Here is a 16,710-nt window from a genome sequence, read left to right on the forward strand (position 1 = left end):
GTGGATCTCTCCAGCCTCATCGCCCGCAACGCCGCGTTTACACCCGACAAGCCCGCGATTCATTTCGAGGGCAAGACGCTCAGCTATGCCGCTTTCAATACGCGGATCGAGGCAGCGGCGAAGGCGTTGAAGGCGGAATGCGGCGTCGGTCGCGGCGATCGCGTCGCGATCCTGAGCCTGAACAGGCCGGACTATCTCGTTCTGCTCTATGCCTGCGCCCGCCTCGGCGCGATCATGGTGCCGCTGAACTGGCGGCTCGCGGTCGCCGAGCAGCTCTTCATCCTGTCCGATGCTTCGGTAAAGGTGCTGGTGCTTGAGGAAGGCTTTGCGGCCATCCTCCCGTCGCTTGCGAAGGACTTGCCGGATACGCGCGTGATCGCGTTCGATTTCGCGCCTGATGCCCCCGGCCAGACATTCGACACACTGCTCGCACGCGCCTCGGGCGACGGCCGCAATCCGCATACCGACCTCTCCTGCCCGTTGCTGATCGTCTACACGTCAGGCACTACAGGGCGCCCCAAAGGCGCCGTGCTGCGTCAGGAAGCCGTGCTGTGGAACGGCGTGATGAGCCAGCACATGCATGGGCTTACGTCAGACGATCATGTCCTGACCGTGCTGCCATTCTTCCATGTCGGTGGCCTGAACATCCAGACAACGCCGGCGCTGCATCACGGCGCTACCATAACAATCCATGCGCGCTTCACACCCGACTCCACGCTGGAAGCGATCACGCGGGAGCGACCCACCCTGACCGTTTGGGTACCCGCGATCATTCAGGCGATGAGCGAACACCCAAACTGGGCCGCGACCGACGTGTCATGCCTCAAGGCCGTATCCACCGGCTCCAGCATCGTGCCGCCGCATCTCATCGAACGCCTGACAGCGCGCGGCATTCCCGTGCTGCAGGTCTATGGTTCAACCGAAACCTGCCCGATCGCGGTCTATACGCGGCTGGGCGGCGACCTGTCGCGTACGGGATCGACGGGTTTGCCCGGCCTGTGCTGCGAAGCCATCATCATCGACGACGACGGCAACGAGCTACCTGCCACTGCCACCGGCGAGATCGCTATGCGCGGCCCCAACGTGTTCTACGAATATTGGGGCAACGAGGCCGCGACGCGCGAGGCGCTGCATGACGGCTGGTATCGCACCGGCGATATCGGCACGCGCGACGATGACGGCTATTTCTGGGTCCATGACCGCAAGAAGAACATGATTATTTCCGGCGGCGAGAACGTCTATCCCGCCGAGGTCGAGCGCGTACTGCTCGAACATCCCGATGTCGCCGATTGCGGCGTCGTCGGCGTGCCAGATCCGAAATGGCAGGAAGTACCAGTCGCCTATGTGCTGCTGCGGCCGAATTGCAGCGTGACCGCCGAGACACTGAAGGCCCATGTGCTCACGCAGCTCGCCCGCTACAAGCAGCCGCGCGACATTGTGTTCGTCACAGATCTGCCGCGCACCGCGCTCGGCAAGGTGCAGCATTTCAAACTGAAGCAGGTTCAGGCGGCAACGCCGAGCGACAGAGAGACCAATTGAAGATCGCAGTATTGGGTGGCGGCAACGGTTCGTTCGCAGCCGCTGGTGATTTCGCACTGCAGGGCCATGACGTCCGCCTGTGGCGCCGCGACGCCGAGGCTGTCGCCGAACACAAGAAGGCCGGCTCGCGCATCAAGGTCAAGAATGCGCAGGGCACGCACGATACGCAATTGACGCTGGTAACAACGGACATTGCGGAAGCGATCAAGGACGTCGAACTGATCCTGTGCCCAGCCCCTGCCTTTGCGCAGCCTGATATCGCCAAGCGGATCGCACCTCACCTCAAAGATGGTCAGGTCGTTTATCTGCCGCCGGCGACCTTCGGCTCGATGATCTTTGCCAAGGCCGCACATGACGCCGGCAACACCGCCAAGGTCGCCTTTGCGGAAACCGGTACACTGCCCTGGCTCGCGCGTAAGCACGGCCCGTTCGAGGTCGCCATCACCATCCGCGCCAAGCGGCTGCCGACCGGCGTGTTCCCGCTTCACATGATGGACTATGCCTGCAAGGTCATCGACAAGGCCTTCCCCGGCGTCATCGAGCCGTGTGGTGATGCGTTGTCCGGTGCGCTGATGAATGCCGGTCCGATCATTCATCCACCGCTGATCGTGATGAATGCCGGCCCGCTTGAGCATTTTCCGACCTGGGACATTCACAAGGAAGGCACCCAGCCGGCGATCCGCCGCGTCACTGACCAGCTCGACGCCGAGCGCATCGCGATCCGCGAGGCCTTTGGTTACAACGGCGCGCATTTCCCGCTGGCGGATCACTACGCCAAGGAAGGCGAAGAGTGGATGTATGGCCGCGGCTCGCATGATCGTCTCACCGACAGCGGTGACTGGCGCGAGCACATCGTGCTCACCGAGCACCGCTACATGCGCGAGGATCTGCGCACGGGCCTGTCGTTCTTCCTGTCCTGCGCCACGCTCGCGGGCGTCGAGACACCGCTGGTCAAAGCCTTCCTCGCCATCGGCGGCGCGATCTGCGGCGAGAACTTCCTGCAGGGTGGCCGCACGCTCGCAAGCCTCGGCTTCGGCGATCTCGATCAGGCCGCGCTGCTGAAGCTACTGCGCGAAGGCTTCGCCGCATGAGCGCCCGTCCCGCCATTGCTTGTCTCGGCGCGGGCCGCATGGGCCGCGGCATCGCGGTCGCCTTTGCCTATGCCGGCCACAATGTCGCGATCGTCGACTTCAAGGCGCGCGACCTCGACAAGTTCAGGGCACTGGAAGCCGAGGCACTGGGCGAGATCCGCAAGACCTTTGCCAGCATGGCGCGGTTTGGTCTGCTGACCGAAGCCGATATCGAGACCCTGGTGGCGCGCGTCAGCGTCGTGCCGGAATCAGGCGCAGGTGCCGCGCTGAGCAGCTCGGCGATCATTTTCGAAGGCGTGCCCGAAGTGCTCGATCAGAAGCGTGAGGCGCTGGCGCGCGCCTCACAACTCGCAGGCCCCACGCCGATCATCGCCTCGACGACATCGACCATTCTCGTTGACGATATCTCCAGCGCCGTCGAGCATCCCGAGCGCTTCCTCAACGCACACTGGCTGAACCCGGCCTATCTCGTGCCACTGGTCGAAGTCTCGCCCGGCGCCAAGACCGATCCGGCGATCACCGCACGCGTGAAGGAGATGCTCGAAGGCATCGGCAAGGTCCCCGTAGTTTGCGCCGCGACGCCCGGCTATATCGTGCCGCGTATCCAGGCGATGGCCATGAACGAAGCCGCGCGCATGGTCGAGGAAGGTGTTGCCAGCCCCGAGGATATCGACAAGGCGATCAAATACGGCTTCGGATTCCGCTTCGCAGTGCTGGGCCTCTTGGAATTCGTCGATTGGGGCGGCGGCGATATTCTGTATTACGCCAGCAAGTATCTCACCGGTGCGCTGAACAACGACCGCTACGCGTCGCCGGAGATCGTCGGCCGCAACATGGCCGAGGGCAAGATCGGCCTCAAGACCGGCGAAGGCTTTCTCAATTACGAAGGGCTCGATGTCGATGCCTATCGCGAGGGACGGCTGTCGGCATTCGTCGATTTGCTGAAGCACTTCCAGTTGCAGAAGCCGCCGGTTTTGTAGCGACTGCGAACTCGGCCCCTCATCCTGAGGAGCCGCGCACTTGCGCGGCGTCTCGAAGGATGGCCGCACATCCATTCATGGTTCGAGACGGCGCCGAATAGGCGCCTCCTCACCATGAGGGCTGAGTGTTTTGATCGAAGGTCTTCACACTTCCGGGAATCCGCGCAGCAGATAGCTGCGCAGCCAGTGCAGCAGGCTGTTCAGGATCAGACCGAGCATCGAGATCATGATCAGCGGCACGAACATGTCCACGGTCTGGAACGTGCGCGCGGCCTGAACCAGCATGTGACCAAGGCCATCGGTCGAGGTGATCATCTCGGCGAGGAATACCACGATGCAGGAGATCACGAGGCCGATGCGGCAGCCCGTCAGGATCGATGGCATCGCGGCGGGCAGCACCACCTTGAACAGGATCTGCCAGCGCGGCGTGCCGGCGGCCATCGCGGACCAGATCAACTTCTGCTCGACCATCGACGCGCCGTAATAGGTCGAGAGCAGGATCGGGAACAGCGCGTCGGCAGTCACCAGCGTGATCTTGGAGGCGTGGTCGAAGCCGAGGATCAGCAGCAGCGCGGGATACAGCGCGATCTTCGGGATCGGCGCCAGCACGCGCACCAGCGGCTTGACGACGGCATTGACTGCCGGGCTGACCGCTGCAGCAAGACCGATGAACACGCCGACGACCACGGCAATGCCGAAGCCGGCGAACAGACGGATCAGCGTCGCGGCGATATCGTGCAGAAAGTCGCCGTTGAAGAAGTCCTTCGCCAGCTTTCCGAACACCGCGCCCGGCGGCGGCAACAAGCTCGTCGGCGCGAAGCCGAACGAGATCAGCGACTGCCACAGCGCGATGAACAGCACGATCGGCGTGATGCCCAGCAGAACCGAATTGATGCGTTCCTGGTTCATGTTGCGCTCACGTAAAGCTGAGAGGCATGTCGTCGCGCGGCTGCGACCAGCGCACCAGCGACAGGCGGAGCTTCTCGAAGGCCGCATCGAAGATGATGCCCATGGCGCCGATGATCAGGATCATCGCAAACACCGTGTCGTACTGCGCCATGTCGAGCGAGTTGAACAGGATGTTGCCGGCGCCGGACTGGCGCGCGATCATCTCGGAGGTGATCATGGTGATCAGCGCCAGCACCAGACCCGTGCGGCAACCCGTGAGAATTTCAGGCAGCGCTGCCGGCAATACGATGCGGAGCATGCGCATCGGCGCCGACATACCCATCGCCGCACCGGACCACAGCATCTTTTCTTCGACGGCTTTGGAGCCCTGGAAGGCGTGATAGATGATCGGCAGCGAGACGCCGAGGAAGATGACGAGGATCTTGGAGACGTCGCCAACGCCCATCCACAGCATGATGATGGGCATCAGCGCTGCTTTTGGCACCGGATAGATGATCATCATCAGCGGATTGAAGAAGGCCGCGACAGCCTTGATGCGCCCCATCAGCAGACCGAGCGGGATCGCAAACATCACTGCGAGCACGAGGCCGATGGCCATGCGACGGATGGAATCGAGGATGTTCAGCAGCGATCCCTTGTCCTCGAGGATCGACGGAATGGCCTTGATCGACTCCAATGCCGTTGGGAAGCTTTCGGTATCCAGCCGCAGCGAGGCAATCTGCCAGACACACAGCAAGCCGATACAGGCGAACAATGGCGAAAGTGTCTTGAGCACTCCGCGCGCGGTCATCACAGATGGTCCTTGCCGTCGTCGATCATCTTCTCGATGTCGACGATGTATTTCTGGAAACGTGCGTCGAGCAGCAGATCGGCGCGCTTACGCGGCCGCGGCAGATCGATATCGACGATTTCCTTGATCGAGCCCGGCGAGCGCGACATCACGATCACCTTGTCGGAGAGATAGACGGCTTCCTCGACCGAATGCGTGACGAACAGCACCGTCTTGCGCTGTGTATCCCAGATGTCGAGCAGATCGTTCTGCAGCCGCGTGCGGGTATGCGCATCGAGCGCGCCGAACGGCTCGTCCATCAGCAGCACGGCGGGATCGTAGGCCAGCGTGCGCGCGATCGCGACGCGCTGCTTCATGCCGCCGGAAAGTTCTTTCGGATAGAAATTCTCATAGCCCTTAAGGCCGACCATCTCGAGCAGCTTGCGGCCGCGCGTTTCGGCTTCAGCCTTCTTCATGCCCTGCTGGCGCATGCCATACATGACATTGCCGAGTACGTTCTTCCACGGAAACAGCGCGAATTCCTGAAACACCGGACCGCGATCAGGACCCGGTCCCGTGATCGCCTTGCCCTTCACCTTGGCGACGCCATCGGTGGGCTGCACGAAGCCGCCGACAATATAGAGCAAGGTCGACTTGCCGCAGCCCGATGGGCCGAGGATCGAGACGAAGGCGCCGTCTTCGATAGTGAGGTTGATATCCGACAGCGCCAGATGGCTTTGCTTGCCGGAGGTCTGAAAGCGCTGCGAGACGTGATCGATCTCGATCATGGCTGAAGCGGGTTTGCGGCCGGAAACCGGTTCCGACTCGGCGTGAGCGTCCGAACGTAGCGACACCACCTGCATTCCCGGTCCTTCATTTGCCATGCACGCATTGCAATCACGACGGCCCGACTGTGTCCATCATGCTGACGGACGCAGCCTAGCCGGAAACCGCAATTACTTTAAGCTTCAAATTTATGCGGGCAACGCCTTTTTGCTAGTCAGCGCGTGCCGCGAACAGGGCAGCTTCCCGCAGCAGGACTTTCGGCGCTTTCGTGGCGTTAGTCGCGGAAATACGGCTCAACAGAGCCGGTCAGCTTGATCAGCAGCGGATTGCCGTACCGGTCCTTTGCCGCACCGGCGGGCACCTTCACCCAGCCTTCGCTGACGCAATATTCCTCGACATTGGTCTTCTCAGCGCCCTTGAAGCGAATGCCGACATCGCGCTGCAGCACTTCGGCATTGTAGAACGGGCTTCGCGGATCGGTGGACAGGCGATCAGGCAGATCGGCTGATGCATTGGTGTTATCGGTCATAGCAGCGCCTCGATTTTCTCTCGCAGTGATTCAGGTTTGGCGGTCGGCGCAAAACGCTCGACGACCCGTCCGGAACGGTCGATCAGGAATTTGGTAAAATTCCATTTGATTCCCGAACCCAGCAATCCGGACTTTTCAGATTTCAGGTAATTATACAATGGATGCGCCCCGGCGCCATTCACGTCGATCTTCTCAAACAGTGGGAAGGTGATGTGGTAATTGGCCTCGCAGAAGCTCTCGATCGCCTTGGCGTCGCCCGGCTCCTGCGCGCCGAACTGGTTGCAGGGAAAGCCCAGCACAGAAAATCCGCGCGGCGCAAAATCCTGCTGCAGTCTCTCCAGCCCCGCATATTGCGGCGTGAATCCGCAGGCGCTGGCGGTATTGACGATCAGCAGCACCTTTCCTTCGAACTGCTTGAGCGCGACAGGCTCACCTGTCAGTGCGTTCGCAGAAAAATCGGAGATGCCGGTCATCGCACTGATCCCTCTCAGGCCGTCACGGGGTCGCAAGGCATCGGCGGGGTACCGCCGGCCTCGATGGCTTCGCCGGCCAGCAGACACAGATCCTCGCGGTAGCGGCCGGCGACCACCTGCACGCCGGTCGGCGCACGGCCGACGAGGCCTGTGGCGACGCTCAGCGCCGGCAGGCCCATGAAGGGAATGCCAATCTGCGGCATCTGGGCGGCCCAGACGCGATCGAAGCCTTCCTGGCCCTGCATATCCAGATGATCCGGGAACGGCAGCTCGCCGGACATCGGCATCAGCACCACGGCATAGCGCTGCAAGAACATTTCCCAGTCGCGCACGAAGGTGGAACGGCGCACCAGCGCGCGGGACAGGCCGCCATTCTCGAAGTCCTTGAGCTTGTCCTTCTGTCCGCGCAGACAGACCAGTGCTGCGGGATCGCCCTCGCGTTCGGCCGCATCCAGCATGCCCTGATAGCCATCGCCGAACCAGAGCTGCGTCTGCAAGGCGGCGGCCTCGCGCAGGGCCGGCGTGTTCTCGACTTCCTCGACGACCCACCCTGCCCGCTCCAGCCGCTTGCCGGCATCGCGCACGGCAGCTTCGACGTCGGCGGTGATGGCGAGACCATCAGGCCGCAAGCACATGGCGACGCGCTTCTCGCGCGTCGGGCCTTCGAGCGGCGCCGGCACCCACCAGGGATCGCGCGCATCGGGCTGCGACATCGCCGCAAGCCCAAGGCGTACATCGTTGATCGTCCGCGCCAAGGGACCTGACACCGCGGTAATCTGACCGGAGATGATGCGCTCGGGCAGCGCCTGATTGTAGGCAGCGATGCGACCGACCGTGGGACGCAGACCGTGTACACCGCAGGCATAGGCGGGATAGCGAATCGAGCCCGCGATATCGGTACCATGAGCGATATGACCGATGCCGGCGGCGACCGCGCTGCCTGCGCCGCCTGATGATCCGCCCGGCGTCAGCGAGGGATCGCGCGGGTTTTTGGTATCACCATAGAGCTGATTGGTGGTGAACCAGCGATAGGAAAATGCCGGGCAATTGGTGCGGCCGATGATGACGGCGCCAGCCTTCAGCAGATTGTCGATCACCGGGCTGTTGGTCTTGGCGATGATCTCGTTCTGGATCTTCACGCCATTCGATGTCGGATAGGTCGCGTAGTCGATATTCACTTTGACGGTGATGGGCACGCCGCCGAGCGGGCCGACAGCGTCGCCGCGCGCAATCGCCGCATCGACCGCATCCGCCCGTGCCAGCGCCTCATTGGGTCGATGGTCGACCACGGCATTGATGGCAGGGTTCACAGCATCGAGCCGTGCGAGGCCAGCCACCGTCGCCTCCTTGGCGGACACCTTGCGGTCGCGAATGAGTGCGGAGAGGTTAGTTGCCGACAGGCGCCAGAGATCGTTCATGCAGTGCTCCATTGCTTGTCGCTTGTTAACGCAGGCGGCCGGAGATTGCCAATCAGGCACGATTTCGCAGTCTCGCGGCGCCGAAGCGTCCGAGCTATGAGCATTCCTTCCCACCCTCAATCGAGAGGGCGTGCGGAACGCCGGGTGCCCGTTGCACCCTTGGGCCTGATGCGAATGCGGTCTTCCGCAATCTAGAGTGCATCAGGACTTTCGGAGGCGCCGAGCAAGTGCCCGACGTTCCGCATACGGTGTTTTTTCGGTTGCCTGCACATCTGCCATGGCGAACGGTCCCATCACCAAAATTAATGTCCCAGGGCGGAGGGACAGGGTAGCCTCAAGCGAGTAAGCCGAACGCGTTTCGATTTGGTCGTCCGTCACACTGTCCAGGGGTCTTTCCATCCCAAGGTCGGCCGTCTCCTTGCCAGTGGCAGTGCTGGCGCAGATCCGTCCTGCCCGAAGACAGACGTTCCCCGTGAACCGCGTGACGCCGCATCTCCGGCGTCCACCGCATCCCACCCCGCGAACGTGACGATCGCGCTCGCCCCTCTCATCGGGGCCGGACGAAGGGGAATATAATCCCGGGCAGGATATTGTCAATAAGAAATAGGAAAAAATGTTTGCAGAGCCGTGTCGCCCCAAACCGTCATTCCGGGGCGCGGGCGCGCCTTCGCGCACGCGAACCCGGAATCTCAGCATGTTCAGCGCAAAACACATCGAGATTCCGGGTTCAGTCCGTCCCGCTTTCGCGGTCCGTCCTGCCCCGGAATGACGAGTGGTAACGCACGCCCCGGAATGACGAGCGGGAATTACGCTGGAACGACATCGCGCGGGTGAGCCCGCGCGACGTCACTTCACCCTTGCGAGAAAATAAGCCAGCTCCACGATCTGCGCTTCGGAGATCGACTGCATCACGTCTGCCATCGTCGCGTCATAGCCATGGCGGGAGTTGTCCTTGTATTCGCGCATGGTCTTGGCGAGGTAGTCCTCGCGCTGATTGGCGATGCGCGGAATGTTGTCGCGGCCCGAGAAATCCGCGTTGTGGCAGCTGTCGCAGCGGAATTGCGAGGTCAGCGCCTTGGCGGCCTGCATCCGCGCGGGATCGCCCGCCTCCAGCGCTGTCGGTTTCGGCAGCGTCGCGAGATAGTCAGAGAAACTGCGCAGGTCGTCGTCGGTAAAATCCTTCACCATGTCGTTCATCGGCTCCGCGACGCGGAGCTTCTCGCGAAACATGTAGATCTGGATCAGCGAATAAGCCGGCTGCTGCGCACCGAGCGACGGCGTGTTCTCGGTTTCGGAGACACCCTTCTCCCCGTGGCAGGCGAGGCACGGCGCGGCGCGCTCGGTGATGGGTTCGGCGGCGAAGAGTGGGGAGGTCGAGAGAAAAAGAGCTACGATGACGGCAAACGGGCGCATCGGCTTTGAACTTTCTGAATACTGAAACTCCGGCGTGGCGAATTCCTTCTCCCCGCTTGCGGGGAGAAGGTGAGGATGAGGGGGACTCTCACCGCGCTCGGAGCAAGTGGAGAGTCCCCCTCACCCGACTTTCACGCGCTTCGCGCGTTGCAGTCGACCTCTCCCCGCCCGGCGAAGCAAAGCTTCGCTAGGCGGGGAGAGGTGAGAAAACGTCGTCACTTCGCGCCCGCTACCTTCTGCTTGCCATAGGTGATCCGATAGATCGCGCCGTTCCAGTCGTCGGAGACCAGCAGCGATCCGTCCTTCATCTGCAGCACGTCGACGGGGCGGCCGACATATTTGTTGTCCTCGATGAAACCGGTGAGGAACGGCTCGACGGATTTCACCGTGCCGTCCTTGTTGAGCTTCGCAACAACGACGTCGCCGCCGAGTTTGGTCGTCTTGTTCCAGGAACCATGGCGCGCGATGAAGATCGCATCCTTGTAGGCGGCCGGGAACATCTTGCCGGTGTAAAACCGCATGCCCAATGCCGCGGTATGCGAACCGAGCAGGCCAACCGGCGCGGTGTAGTCGGCGCAGGATTTACCCCAGCCGAATTCCGGATCGAGGATATTGCCCTGCAGGCAGTATGGCGCGCCGAAGTCTTCACCCGCCTTGGTAACACGGTTGAGTTCATCCTCCGGCACCGCTTCCGACATCCAGTCGCGGCCGTTGTCGGTGAAGTACATCTGCTTGGTGGTCGGATTCCAGTCGAAGCCGACCGTGTTGCGGACGCCCTTCACATAGATCTCGGCGCCGGTGCCATCGAGATTCATGCGGCGGATCTGGCCATGGGCCTCGTCATGCAGCACGTTGTTGCCGGGCTGGCCGACCGGCACATAGAGCTTGTTGTCGGGGCCGATGCCGATGAACTTCCAGCCATGGGCTTCGTCCTTCGGCAGGTTGTCGTAGATCATGGTCGGCTTCGGCGGATTTTCGAGATTGTCTTCCACCTTGTCGATCTTCGAGATCTTCGACAGTTCGGCGATGTAGAGCGTCCCGTCCTTGAAGGCGAGACCGTTCGGGCGATAGAGGCCGGAGGCCAGCACCTTCACCTGGCGCCTGCCGTCCTTGTTCATGACGGCATAGACCTTGTCGACCAGGCGCGAACCGACAAACACGGTGCCCTTGTCGCCCTCGCGCATCGACCGCGCATTGGCCATGCCGGCGGCGTAAACCTCGATATTGAAGCCCGCGGGTACTTTCAGTTTAGCAGTCGGCAGTTTGTCGGCGGCCGACGGAATCGGCGGCGGCGCGACGGGCGCGAGCTTGGCTGCGGCAGCGCCATCAGGACGACCGATCAGCGGCGAGCCGGGCGGCAGGGCCGGCGCAGCGGCAACGGCTGGCGCAGCCGCAGGTGCCGGAGCGGCAGCTTGCGGTGCGGCTGGCGCCGGTGCAGGAGCCGCTGCGGGAGCAGCAGGCGCTGCACTTGGAGCTGCTGCAGGAGCCGGTGTTGCAGGTGATGTATCGGACTGCTGGGCAAAAGCGCCGCTTGTAAAGACACCGATGAACGCACCGGCAAGCATTGCCCGGCGCGCGGACGTGTAGACACTCATGGATCTCTCCCCTTTTTACGGAAGCCTTCTCTGCTCGCAGCACATGAGATGCGCCGCCCCCGAGGCTTTCCGGATCGCACTGTTGGATATTTTTATGTCGCTGCGCAATCAAAACATCACGCGCGAGCAAGCCTGTGCGGATTCCCGCAATCGGCTAGAGCCTTCTCGGTTCTGATAGAATCAGAACCGAGACTCTGGCTTTTTGTATTGACGCGAACCGGTGCCCACTTCGCTCGACAACGCTCTAATGCCGCGTTGCGGACTCATCGGTGGCATCGAGCAGTGCTTCGGTGAACGGAAATTCAAGCACGATCTCGCCGTCCTTGTCCGTGACTTCCAGCACCGCTTTGAGCAGATCGCTCGGCGTGCCCTCAGAGCGCAGCAATTGCAGGATCATCGACCGCGCCACATCCCAGGCATGATCGGGATCCCGCAGCTCCTCGCCTTCGGGATCGACCACCAGCTCGTCGTTGATGCGTGTGTTGAAGAAATAAAGCGGCATGGCAATTCTCTTGGCACTGGGCTTGGGCGCGGACGCAGAAGACCTCAGACCACGCGAATATCCCGGAAGATGCGGCGGGCTGAGTACGAATCAATGCCTTTCAACCAAAGGCCTTCGCTATCTATGGAACGTTCTCGCCATTGCAATGTTGCAGCGCAATCGATTGTGCATTGCACGCATATTGTACCCCTACCGCTTCACATTGTGATGACGAAGTTGTTGGCGAACCTTTGAGCAGGGATTAGAGTTGTGGTTATGCAGTACCTGACTGCAGAGAAGCGGGAGATAAATATGGCCTGGAAAGCACCGAAGATCGTCGAAGTTGCAGTCGGCATGGAAATCAACATGTACGCCTGCGCAGCGCGCAAGTAAGACTTGAGCTCACGCTAAGATCTTAAGTTTTGGGGGCGCCTTCGTCACTGACGGGCGCCCCGCGTCTTTTTACGAGACGCGAATTGGCCGGGATTCAGGGCGATCTCATGTTGCGTGTTGTCGTTCTTGGAGCCGCGGCCGGCGGCGGTGTTCCGCAGTGGAATTGCGGATGCCGGATTTGTCGTGCGGCGCGCGATGAGCGGCCAGACTTGCGGAGCGGTCAGGCCTCGATCGCGGTGTCGGCCGACAATGCCAACTGGTTCCTGATCAATGCCTCGCCCGACCTGCGACAACAGGTCACCGATGCGCCACAGCTTCATCCCCATCCCGATCATGTCAGACACTCGCCGATCGCGGGCGTGATCCTCACCAATGGCGAGGTCGATGCCGTGGCCGGGCTCTTGTCGATGCGCGAGGGTTCGCCATTTACAATCTATGCGCACACACGTGTGCTGGCGATCCTGAAAGCCAACAGCATTTTCAACGTGCTCTCGGACAAGAATGTGCGCCGCGAAGCCATCGAGATTGATACGTCTTTCGAACCGAAGCTGCAGGATGGCACGCCGTCCGGCCTGGAGGTGTTGCCCTTCACCGTGCCCGGCAAAAGCGCGTGGTATCTCGAAGGCCAGGCGCATCCGGCCGGTGAAGATGGCGACGGCGACACGCTGGGTCTGCGAATTGCCGAGAAGGCCACCGGAAAGTATTTCTATTTTATCGCGGCCTGCGCGCGGGTGACGCCCGAACTGAAGACGCGCATCTCCGGCGCCCCGCTGGTGTTCTTCGACGGTACCGTGTGGCGCGACGACGAACTCATCGCGGCAGGATTGGGCCAGAAGACCGGCCAGAGCATGGGGCATCTGTCGATGTCCGGCGCGGATGGCGCCATCAGTGAACTGGCCAATGCCGGCATCGCCAGAAAGTTCTTCCTGCACATCAACAATTCGAACCCGGCGCTGCTACATGATTCCACCGAGCGCGCCGCATTGACCACCGCCGGCTGGCAAATCCCCGGCAACGGCATGGAGATCACGCTGTGAACGCACCCAGTGCAAACACGCTCGGCGCCAATGCCATTTCCGCCTATTCGATTTCAGCCGCCGTGCCGCTGGAGACAGCCGCGCAACTGGAAGAGACGCTGCGCCATATCGGCGCGACGCGCTATCACAGCCTGCATCCGTTTCATAAGCTGCTGCATGGCGGCAAGCTCAACAAGGGTCAGGTGCAGGCCTGGGCGCTGAACCGCTACTATTACCAGAGCACGATCCCCATCAAGGACGCGGTGGTGATCTCGCGCTTCCGCGACCGTGCGACACGCGTGGAATGGCGGCACCGGATCGAGGATCACGACGGTGATACCGGCGCAGAAGGCGGTATCGAGCGCTGGCTGAAGCTCACCGAAGGGCTCGGCCTCGACTCAGCCTATGTGGAATCCACCGAGGGCATCCTGCCGGCGACGCGTTTCGCCGTGGAGGCCTATGTGCATTTCGTGCGCGACAGGACGCCGCTTGAGGCCATCGCTTCGTCGCTGACGGAACTGTTCGCGCCGAACCTGCATGAAGAACGCATCTCTGGCATGCTGAAGCATTATAATTTCGTCAATCCGGACATCATGAGCTATTTCAGCCGCCGCCTGACCCAGGCGCCCCGCGATGCCGGCTTCGCGCTGGATTACGTGAAACAGCACGCCAGCACCCCGGCTGAGCGCCGCGCGGTTTGCAATGCACTGATCTTCAAGACCAATGTGTTGTGGGTGCAGCTCGATGCGCTGTATCATGCCTATGTGGACGGCCATGTGCCGCCGGGCGCGTTCGTCCCGGCCAAGTAAGAAGGCAACGATGACGGAGTTGCGCAGCAATCGTCGGATCAGTGTCAGCGAGGCGAGCAAGCCGGTCTTGCCGCGCCACGCCAAGCTGAAGTTCGACGAGACGCGCCAGCGCTGGGTGATCCTGGCGCCGGAGCGCGTGCTGGCGCCGGACGATATCGCCGTCGAAATCCTCCAGCTTTGCGATGGCGAACGTAACGTCGCCGATATCATCGACCTGCTGGCGGCGAAATACGCCGCGCCGCGCGACGATATCGGTACCGATGTTCTCGCGATGCTGCAGGATCTCGCCGACAAGGGCTTTCTCACGCAAGCGCGGGAGAAGACAGCATGAGTCCTACGCTTACCGACGCCAGTCCCGTCTTCACCGATCCCGCCGACAGTCTCGCGATCATGGAGCGCACGCGCTCGACCGCGGAAACCTTCGGCATTCCCCTCGCCGTGCTGGCCGAACTCACCCATCGCTGCCCGCTGCAATGCCCGTATTGCTCGAACCCCGTCGAGCTCGATCGCGGCAGCACCGAGCTGACCACCGACGAATGGAAGAAGGTGCTGTCCGAGCTCGCCGAAATCGGCGTGCTGCAGATCCACTTCTCCGGCGGCGAACCGACCGCGCGCAAGGACATCGTCGAACTGGTGCAGCATGCGACGGATGTCGGCCTGTATTCTAATCTCATCACCTCGGCGGTGCTGCTGACGCGCGACAAACTCTCCGCGCTCGCCGATGCCGGGCTATGCCATGTGCAGATCAGCTTCCAGGGCAATGAGCCCGTGGTGGCGGACCGCGTCGGCGGCTATCGCAATGGCCACGTGAAGAAGCTCGAAGTCGCCAAATGGACGCGCGAACTCGACCTGCCGCTGACCGTGAATGCGGTGATGCACCGGCAGAACCTGCATCAGCTCGCCGATATCATCCAGATGGCCGTCGATCTCGATGCCGACCGGCTGGAAGTCGCCAATGTGCAGTATTACGGCTGGGCGTTGAAGAACCGCGCCGCCTTGATGCCGACCATCGACCAGATCGACGAGACCAGCCGCATCGTCGAGGACGCGCAGGTGCGCCTGAAAGGCATTCTCGATATCGACTATGTCGTCCCGGACTATTACGCGCTGCGACCGAAAAAATGCATGGGCGGCTGGGGCCGGCAGTTCTTCAACATCTCTCCATCAGGCAAGATCCTGCCGTGCCATGCCGCCGAGACCATCACCGGGATGGAATTCGAATCCGTGCGCTCCAATCATTCGATCGCCTGGATCTGGCAGAATTCCGAAGCCTTCAACCGCTATCGCGGCACCGGCTGGATGCCCGAGCCATGCCAGAGCTGCGCGTTCAAGGAAGTGGATTTTGGCGGCTGCCGCTGCCAGGCCTTCGCGCTGACCGGCGATGCCGGCAATACCGACCCCGCCTGCACGCTGTCGCCTGTTCACGCCGAAATCTTCAAAATGGCCGAGACGGAATCCACTGAGGGCCGCGACCGCTTCATCTATCGCAACTTCAAAGGCGGCACGCTGGAGCCGGACGTGGACGACGTCCATGGCCGCTGATGTCCCCGCCCCGGTGAATGCGGACCTGTTTGCGCCGCTGACCTCGGAACATCTCGATGTCGGCGACGGCCACGCAATCCATGTGGAGAGCGTCGGCCGCAGCGACGGCATTCCGGCAGTCTATCTGCATGGCGGCCCCGGCTCCGGCTGCCAGCCCGATCACCGCCGGCTGTTCGATCCGCAGCGCTTTCACACCGTTCTGTTCGATCAGCGCGGCGCCGGCCGCAGCAAGCCCAAAGGCAAGCGCGAGGCGAACACGCTGCCGCATCTGATCGCGGATATGGAAACGATCCGCACCCAATTCGGCTTCGACAAATGGCTCGTGGTCGGCGGCTCCTGGGGAGCGACGCTGGCGCTGGCCTATGCGCAGGCCCATCCGGATCGCGTGACCGGCATCGTGCTGCGCGCAACCTTTCTCGGCACGCGGGAGGAATTGCATGATGTCTTCAACGTCATGTTGCCGCGGCATTATCCCGGCCTGCATGGAGATTTTCTGAGCGCCCTTGCCGAAGCCGAGCGCGCCGATCCGCTGCCGAACTTCTATCGCCGCATTCTCGATGCCGATCCGGCCGTGCATGTCCCGGCGATCCGCGCCTGGGGCGGCACCGAAGCCATCCTGTCGGAGATCGCGCCGAAGCGCACGCGGCTCGACCGTGCCGAACTCGGCAACACCACGCGGATGATGCCGGCGACACCCGCGATGGAAGCACATTACTTCAAGCACGACTGCTTTATGCGGCCGCATCAACTGATGGAGGATGCCGGCAGGCTCAGCGGCATTCCCGGCGTCATCATTCAGGGCCGTTACGACTTCCTCTGCCCGCCCGCCACATCGCACGCCCTGGCCAGGCGCTGGACGGATGCCGAGGTGCGCATCGTTGAAGGCGCCGGCCACAGCCTGTATGACCCCGGCATGCGCGATGCGGTGATGAAGGCCATCGCCGATGTCGCGTCGAAACTGAAATAG

18 protein-coding genes are annotated in these 16,710 nt (G+C 62.1%); 9 read left to right on the forward strand and 9 right to left on the reverse strand.

What is annotated here, in order from left to right; translation table 11 throughout:
- The 3 genes from CHC01_RS26930 to CHC01_RS26940 are packed head-to-tail and all read left to right on the forward strand — an operon-like array spanning window position 1 to window position 3,610.
- Window positions 1–1,539 (forward strand): class I adenylate-forming enzyme family protein, encoded by a 1,539-nt coding sequence (locus tag CHC01_RS26930; protein WP_089267428.1) that lies wholly within the window; start codon window positions 1–3, stop codon window positions 1,537–1,539.
- Window positions 1,536–2,630: an NAD/NADP-dependent octopine/nopaline dehydrogenase family protein gene (locus tag CHC01_RS26935; protein ID WP_089267429.1), complete on the forward strand. Its 1,095-nt coding sequence runs from the start codon at window positions 1,536–1,538 to the stop codon at window positions 2,628–2,630. The genes CHC01_RS26930 and CHC01_RS26935 overlap by 4 nt, the downstream gene beginning before the upstream one ends.
- A complete protein-coding gene (locus CHC01_RS26940) occupies window positions 2,627–3,610 on the forward strand; it encodes a 3-hydroxybutyryl-CoA dehydrogenase (RefSeq protein WP_089267430.1) in 984 nt (327 codons plus the stop codon). Before CHC01_RS26935 ends, CHC01_RS26940 begins: the two co-directional genes overlap by 4 nt.
- A gap of 144 nt (window positions 3,611–3,754) precedes the next feature.
- Here the strand turns inward: CHC01_RS26940 and CHC01_RS26945 are convergent, their stop codons facing one another.
- From CHC01_RS26945 to CHC01_RS26985, 9 genes are all read right to left on the reverse strand, one after another.
- Window positions 3,755–4,519 (reverse strand): ABC transporter permease, encoded by a 765-nt coding sequence (locus tag CHC01_RS26945; protein ID WP_068732140.1) that lies wholly within the window; start codon window positions 4,517–4,519, stop codon window positions 3,755–3,757.
- Between the two features lie 7 nt (window positions 4,520–4,526).
- Window positions 4,527–5,309 (reverse strand): ABC transporter permease, encoded by a 783-nt coding sequence (locus CHC01_RS26950; RefSeq protein ID WP_089267431.1) that lies wholly within the window; start codon window positions 5,307–5,309, stop codon window positions 4,527–4,529.
- The gene (locus tag CHC01_RS26955; RefSeq protein ID WP_244558543.1) at window positions 5,309–6,151 is read right to left on the reverse strand and encodes an ABC transporter ATP-binding protein; all 843 of its coding nucleotides are present in this window, start codon (window positions 6,149–6,151) and stop codon (window positions 5,309–5,311) included. Before CHC01_RS26955 ends, CHC01_RS26950 begins: the two co-directional genes overlap by 1 nt.
- Before the next feature lie 197 nt (window positions 6,152–6,348).
- Complete coding sequence (locus CHC01_RS26960; protein WP_089267433.1) at window positions 6,349–6,603, reverse strand: DUF3297 family protein; 255 nt, start codon at window positions 6,601–6,603, stop codon at window positions 6,349–6,351.
- Window positions 6,600–7,076: a glutathione peroxidase gene (locus CHC01_RS26965; RefSeq protein ID WP_089267434.1), complete on the reverse strand. Its 477-nt coding sequence runs from the start codon at window positions 7,074–7,076 to the stop codon at window positions 6,600–6,602. Before CHC01_RS26965 ends, CHC01_RS26960 begins: the two co-directional genes overlap by 4 nt.
- Before the next feature lie 14 nt (window positions 7,077–7,090).
- Entirely contained in the window at window positions 7,091–8,494 is a 1,404-nt protein-coding gene (locus tag CHC01_RS26970; RefSeq protein WP_089267583.1) for an amidase family protein, read from the reverse strand.
- 846 nt (window positions 8,495–9,340) lie between these two features.
- On the reverse strand, window positions 9,341–9,907 hold the full coding sequence (locus CHC01_RS26975; RefSeq protein ID WP_089267435.1) for a c-type cytochrome: 567 nt from the start codon (window positions 9,905–9,907) through the stop codon (window positions 9,341–9,343).
- Window positions 9,908–10,122: 215 nt separating this feature from the next.
- On the reverse strand, window positions 10,123–11,502 hold the full coding sequence (locus CHC01_RS26980) for a PQQ-dependent sugar dehydrogenase (protein WP_244558536.1): 1,380 nt from the start codon (window positions 11,500–11,502) through the stop codon (window positions 10,123–10,125).
- 244 nt (window positions 11,503–11,746) lie between these two features.
- Complete coding sequence (locus tag CHC01_RS26985; RefSeq protein WP_089267437.1) at window positions 11,747–12,004, reverse strand: DUF6894 family protein; 258 nt, start codon at window positions 12,002–12,004, stop codon at window positions 11,747–11,749.
- Window positions 12,005–12,295: 291 nt separating this feature from the next.
- Here CHC01_RS26985 and pqqA point away from each other — a divergent pair, with 291 nt between their 5' ends.
- The 6 genes from pqqA (at window position 12,296) to pip (ending at window position 16,710) form a co-directional block, all read left to right on the forward strand.
- A complete protein-coding gene (gene pqqA, locus CHC01_RS26990) occupies window positions 12,296–12,376 on the forward strand; it encodes a pyrroloquinoline quinone precursor peptide PqqA (protein ID WP_089267584.1) in 81 nt (26 codons plus the stop codon).
- 107 nt (window positions 12,377–12,483) lie between these two features.
- Window positions 12,484–13,413 carry a pyrroloquinoline quinone biosynthesis protein PqqB gene (pqqB, locus tag CHC01_RS26995; protein WP_089267438.1) on the forward strand — a complete coding sequence of 310 codons (930 nt, stop codon included), beginning with the start codon at window positions 12,484–12,486 and terminating at the stop codon, window positions 13,411–13,413.
- 35 nt (window positions 13,414–13,448) lie between these two features.
- A complete protein-coding gene (gene pqqC, locus CHC01_RS27000; protein ID WP_089267585.1) occupies window positions 13,449–14,201 on the forward strand; it encodes a pyrroloquinoline-quinone synthase PqqC in 753 nt (250 codons plus the stop codon).
- A gap of 10 nt (window positions 14,202–14,211) precedes the next feature.
- Entirely contained in the window at window positions 14,212–14,532 is a 321-nt protein-coding gene (pqqD, locus tag CHC01_RS27005; protein ID WP_089267439.1) for a pyrroloquinoline quinone biosynthesis peptide chaperone PqqD, read from the forward strand.
- Complete coding sequence (gene pqqE, locus CHC01_RS27010; protein ID WP_089267440.1) at window positions 14,529–15,743, forward strand: pyrroloquinoline quinone biosynthesis protein PqqE; 1,215 nt, start codon at window positions 14,529–14,531, stop codon at window positions 15,741–15,743. Before pqqD ends, pqqE begins: the two co-directional genes overlap by 4 nt.
- Window positions 15,733–16,710, forward strand: coding sequence for a prolyl aminopeptidase (gene pip / locus CHC01_RS27015; RefSeq protein ID WP_089267441.1), 978 nt, complete (start codon window positions 15,733–15,735; stop codon window positions 16,708–16,710). Before pqqE ends, pip begins: the two co-directional genes overlap by 11 nt.

The sequence above is a fragment of the Tardiphaga sp. OK246 genome, assembly GCF_900188215.1.
Lineage (GTDB): Bacteria > Pseudomonadota > Alphaproteobacteria > Rhizobiales > Xanthobacteraceae > Tardiphaga > Tardiphaga robiniae.

Coding starts and splice junctions, on each gene's coding strand:
- CHC01_RS26945 (WP_068732140.1), bottom strand. CDS start 4,519: ATGAACCAGGAACGCATCAATTCGGTTCTGCTGGGCATCACGCCGATC.
- pqqE (WP_089267440.1), top strand. CDS start 14,529: ATGAGTCCTACGCTTACCGACGCCAGTCCCGTCTTCACCGATCCCGCC.
- pqqB (WP_089267438.1), top strand. CDS start 12,484: ATGTTGCGTGTTGTCGTTCTTGGAGCCGCGGCCGGCGGCGGTGTTCCG.
- CHC01_RS26965 (WP_089267434.1), bottom strand. CDS start 7,076: ATGACCGGCATCTCCGATTTTTCTGCGAACGCACTGACAGGTGAGCCT.
- CHC01_RS26960 (WP_089267433.1), bottom strand. CDS start 6,603: ATGACCGATAACACCAATGCATCAGCCGATCTGCCTGATCGCCTGTCC.
- CHC01_RS26940 (WP_089267430.1), top strand. CDS start 2,627: ATGAGCGCCCGTCCCGCCATTGCTTGTCTCGGCGCGGGCCGCATGGGC.
- CHC01_RS26985 (WP_089267437.1), bottom strand. CDS start 12,004: ATGCCGCTTTATTTCTTCAACACACGCATCAACGACGAGCTGGTGGTC.
- pqqA (WP_089267584.1), top strand. CDS start 12,296: ATGGCCTGGAAAGCACCGAAGATCGTCGAAGTTGCAGTCGGCATGGAA.
- CHC01_RS26970 (WP_089267583.1), bottom strand. CDS start 8,494: ATGAACGATCTCTGGCGCCTGTCGGCAACTAACCTCTCCGCACTCATT.
- CHC01_RS26980 (WP_244558536.1), bottom strand. CDS start 11,502: ATGAGTGTCTACACGTCCGCGCGCCGGGCAATGCTTGCCGGTGCGTTC.
- pqqD (WP_089267439.1), top strand. CDS start 14,212: ATGACGGAGTTGCGCAGCAATCGTCGGATCAGTGTCAGCGAGGCGAGC.
- CHC01_RS26975 (WP_089267435.1), bottom strand. CDS start 9,907: ATGCGCCCGTTTGCCGTCATCGTAGCTCTTTTTCTCTCGACCTCCCCA.
- CHC01_RS26955 (WP_244558543.1), bottom strand. CDS start 6,151: ATGCAGGTGGTGTCGCTACGTTCGGACGCTCACGCCGAGTCGGAACCG.
- CHC01_RS26950 (WP_089267431.1), bottom strand. CDS start 5,309: ATGACCGCGCGCGGAGTGCTCAAGACACTTTCGCCATTGTTCGCCTGT.
- pip (WP_089267441.1), top strand. CDS start 15,733: ATGGCCGCTGATGTCCCCGCCCCGGTGAATGCGGACCTGTTTGCGCCG.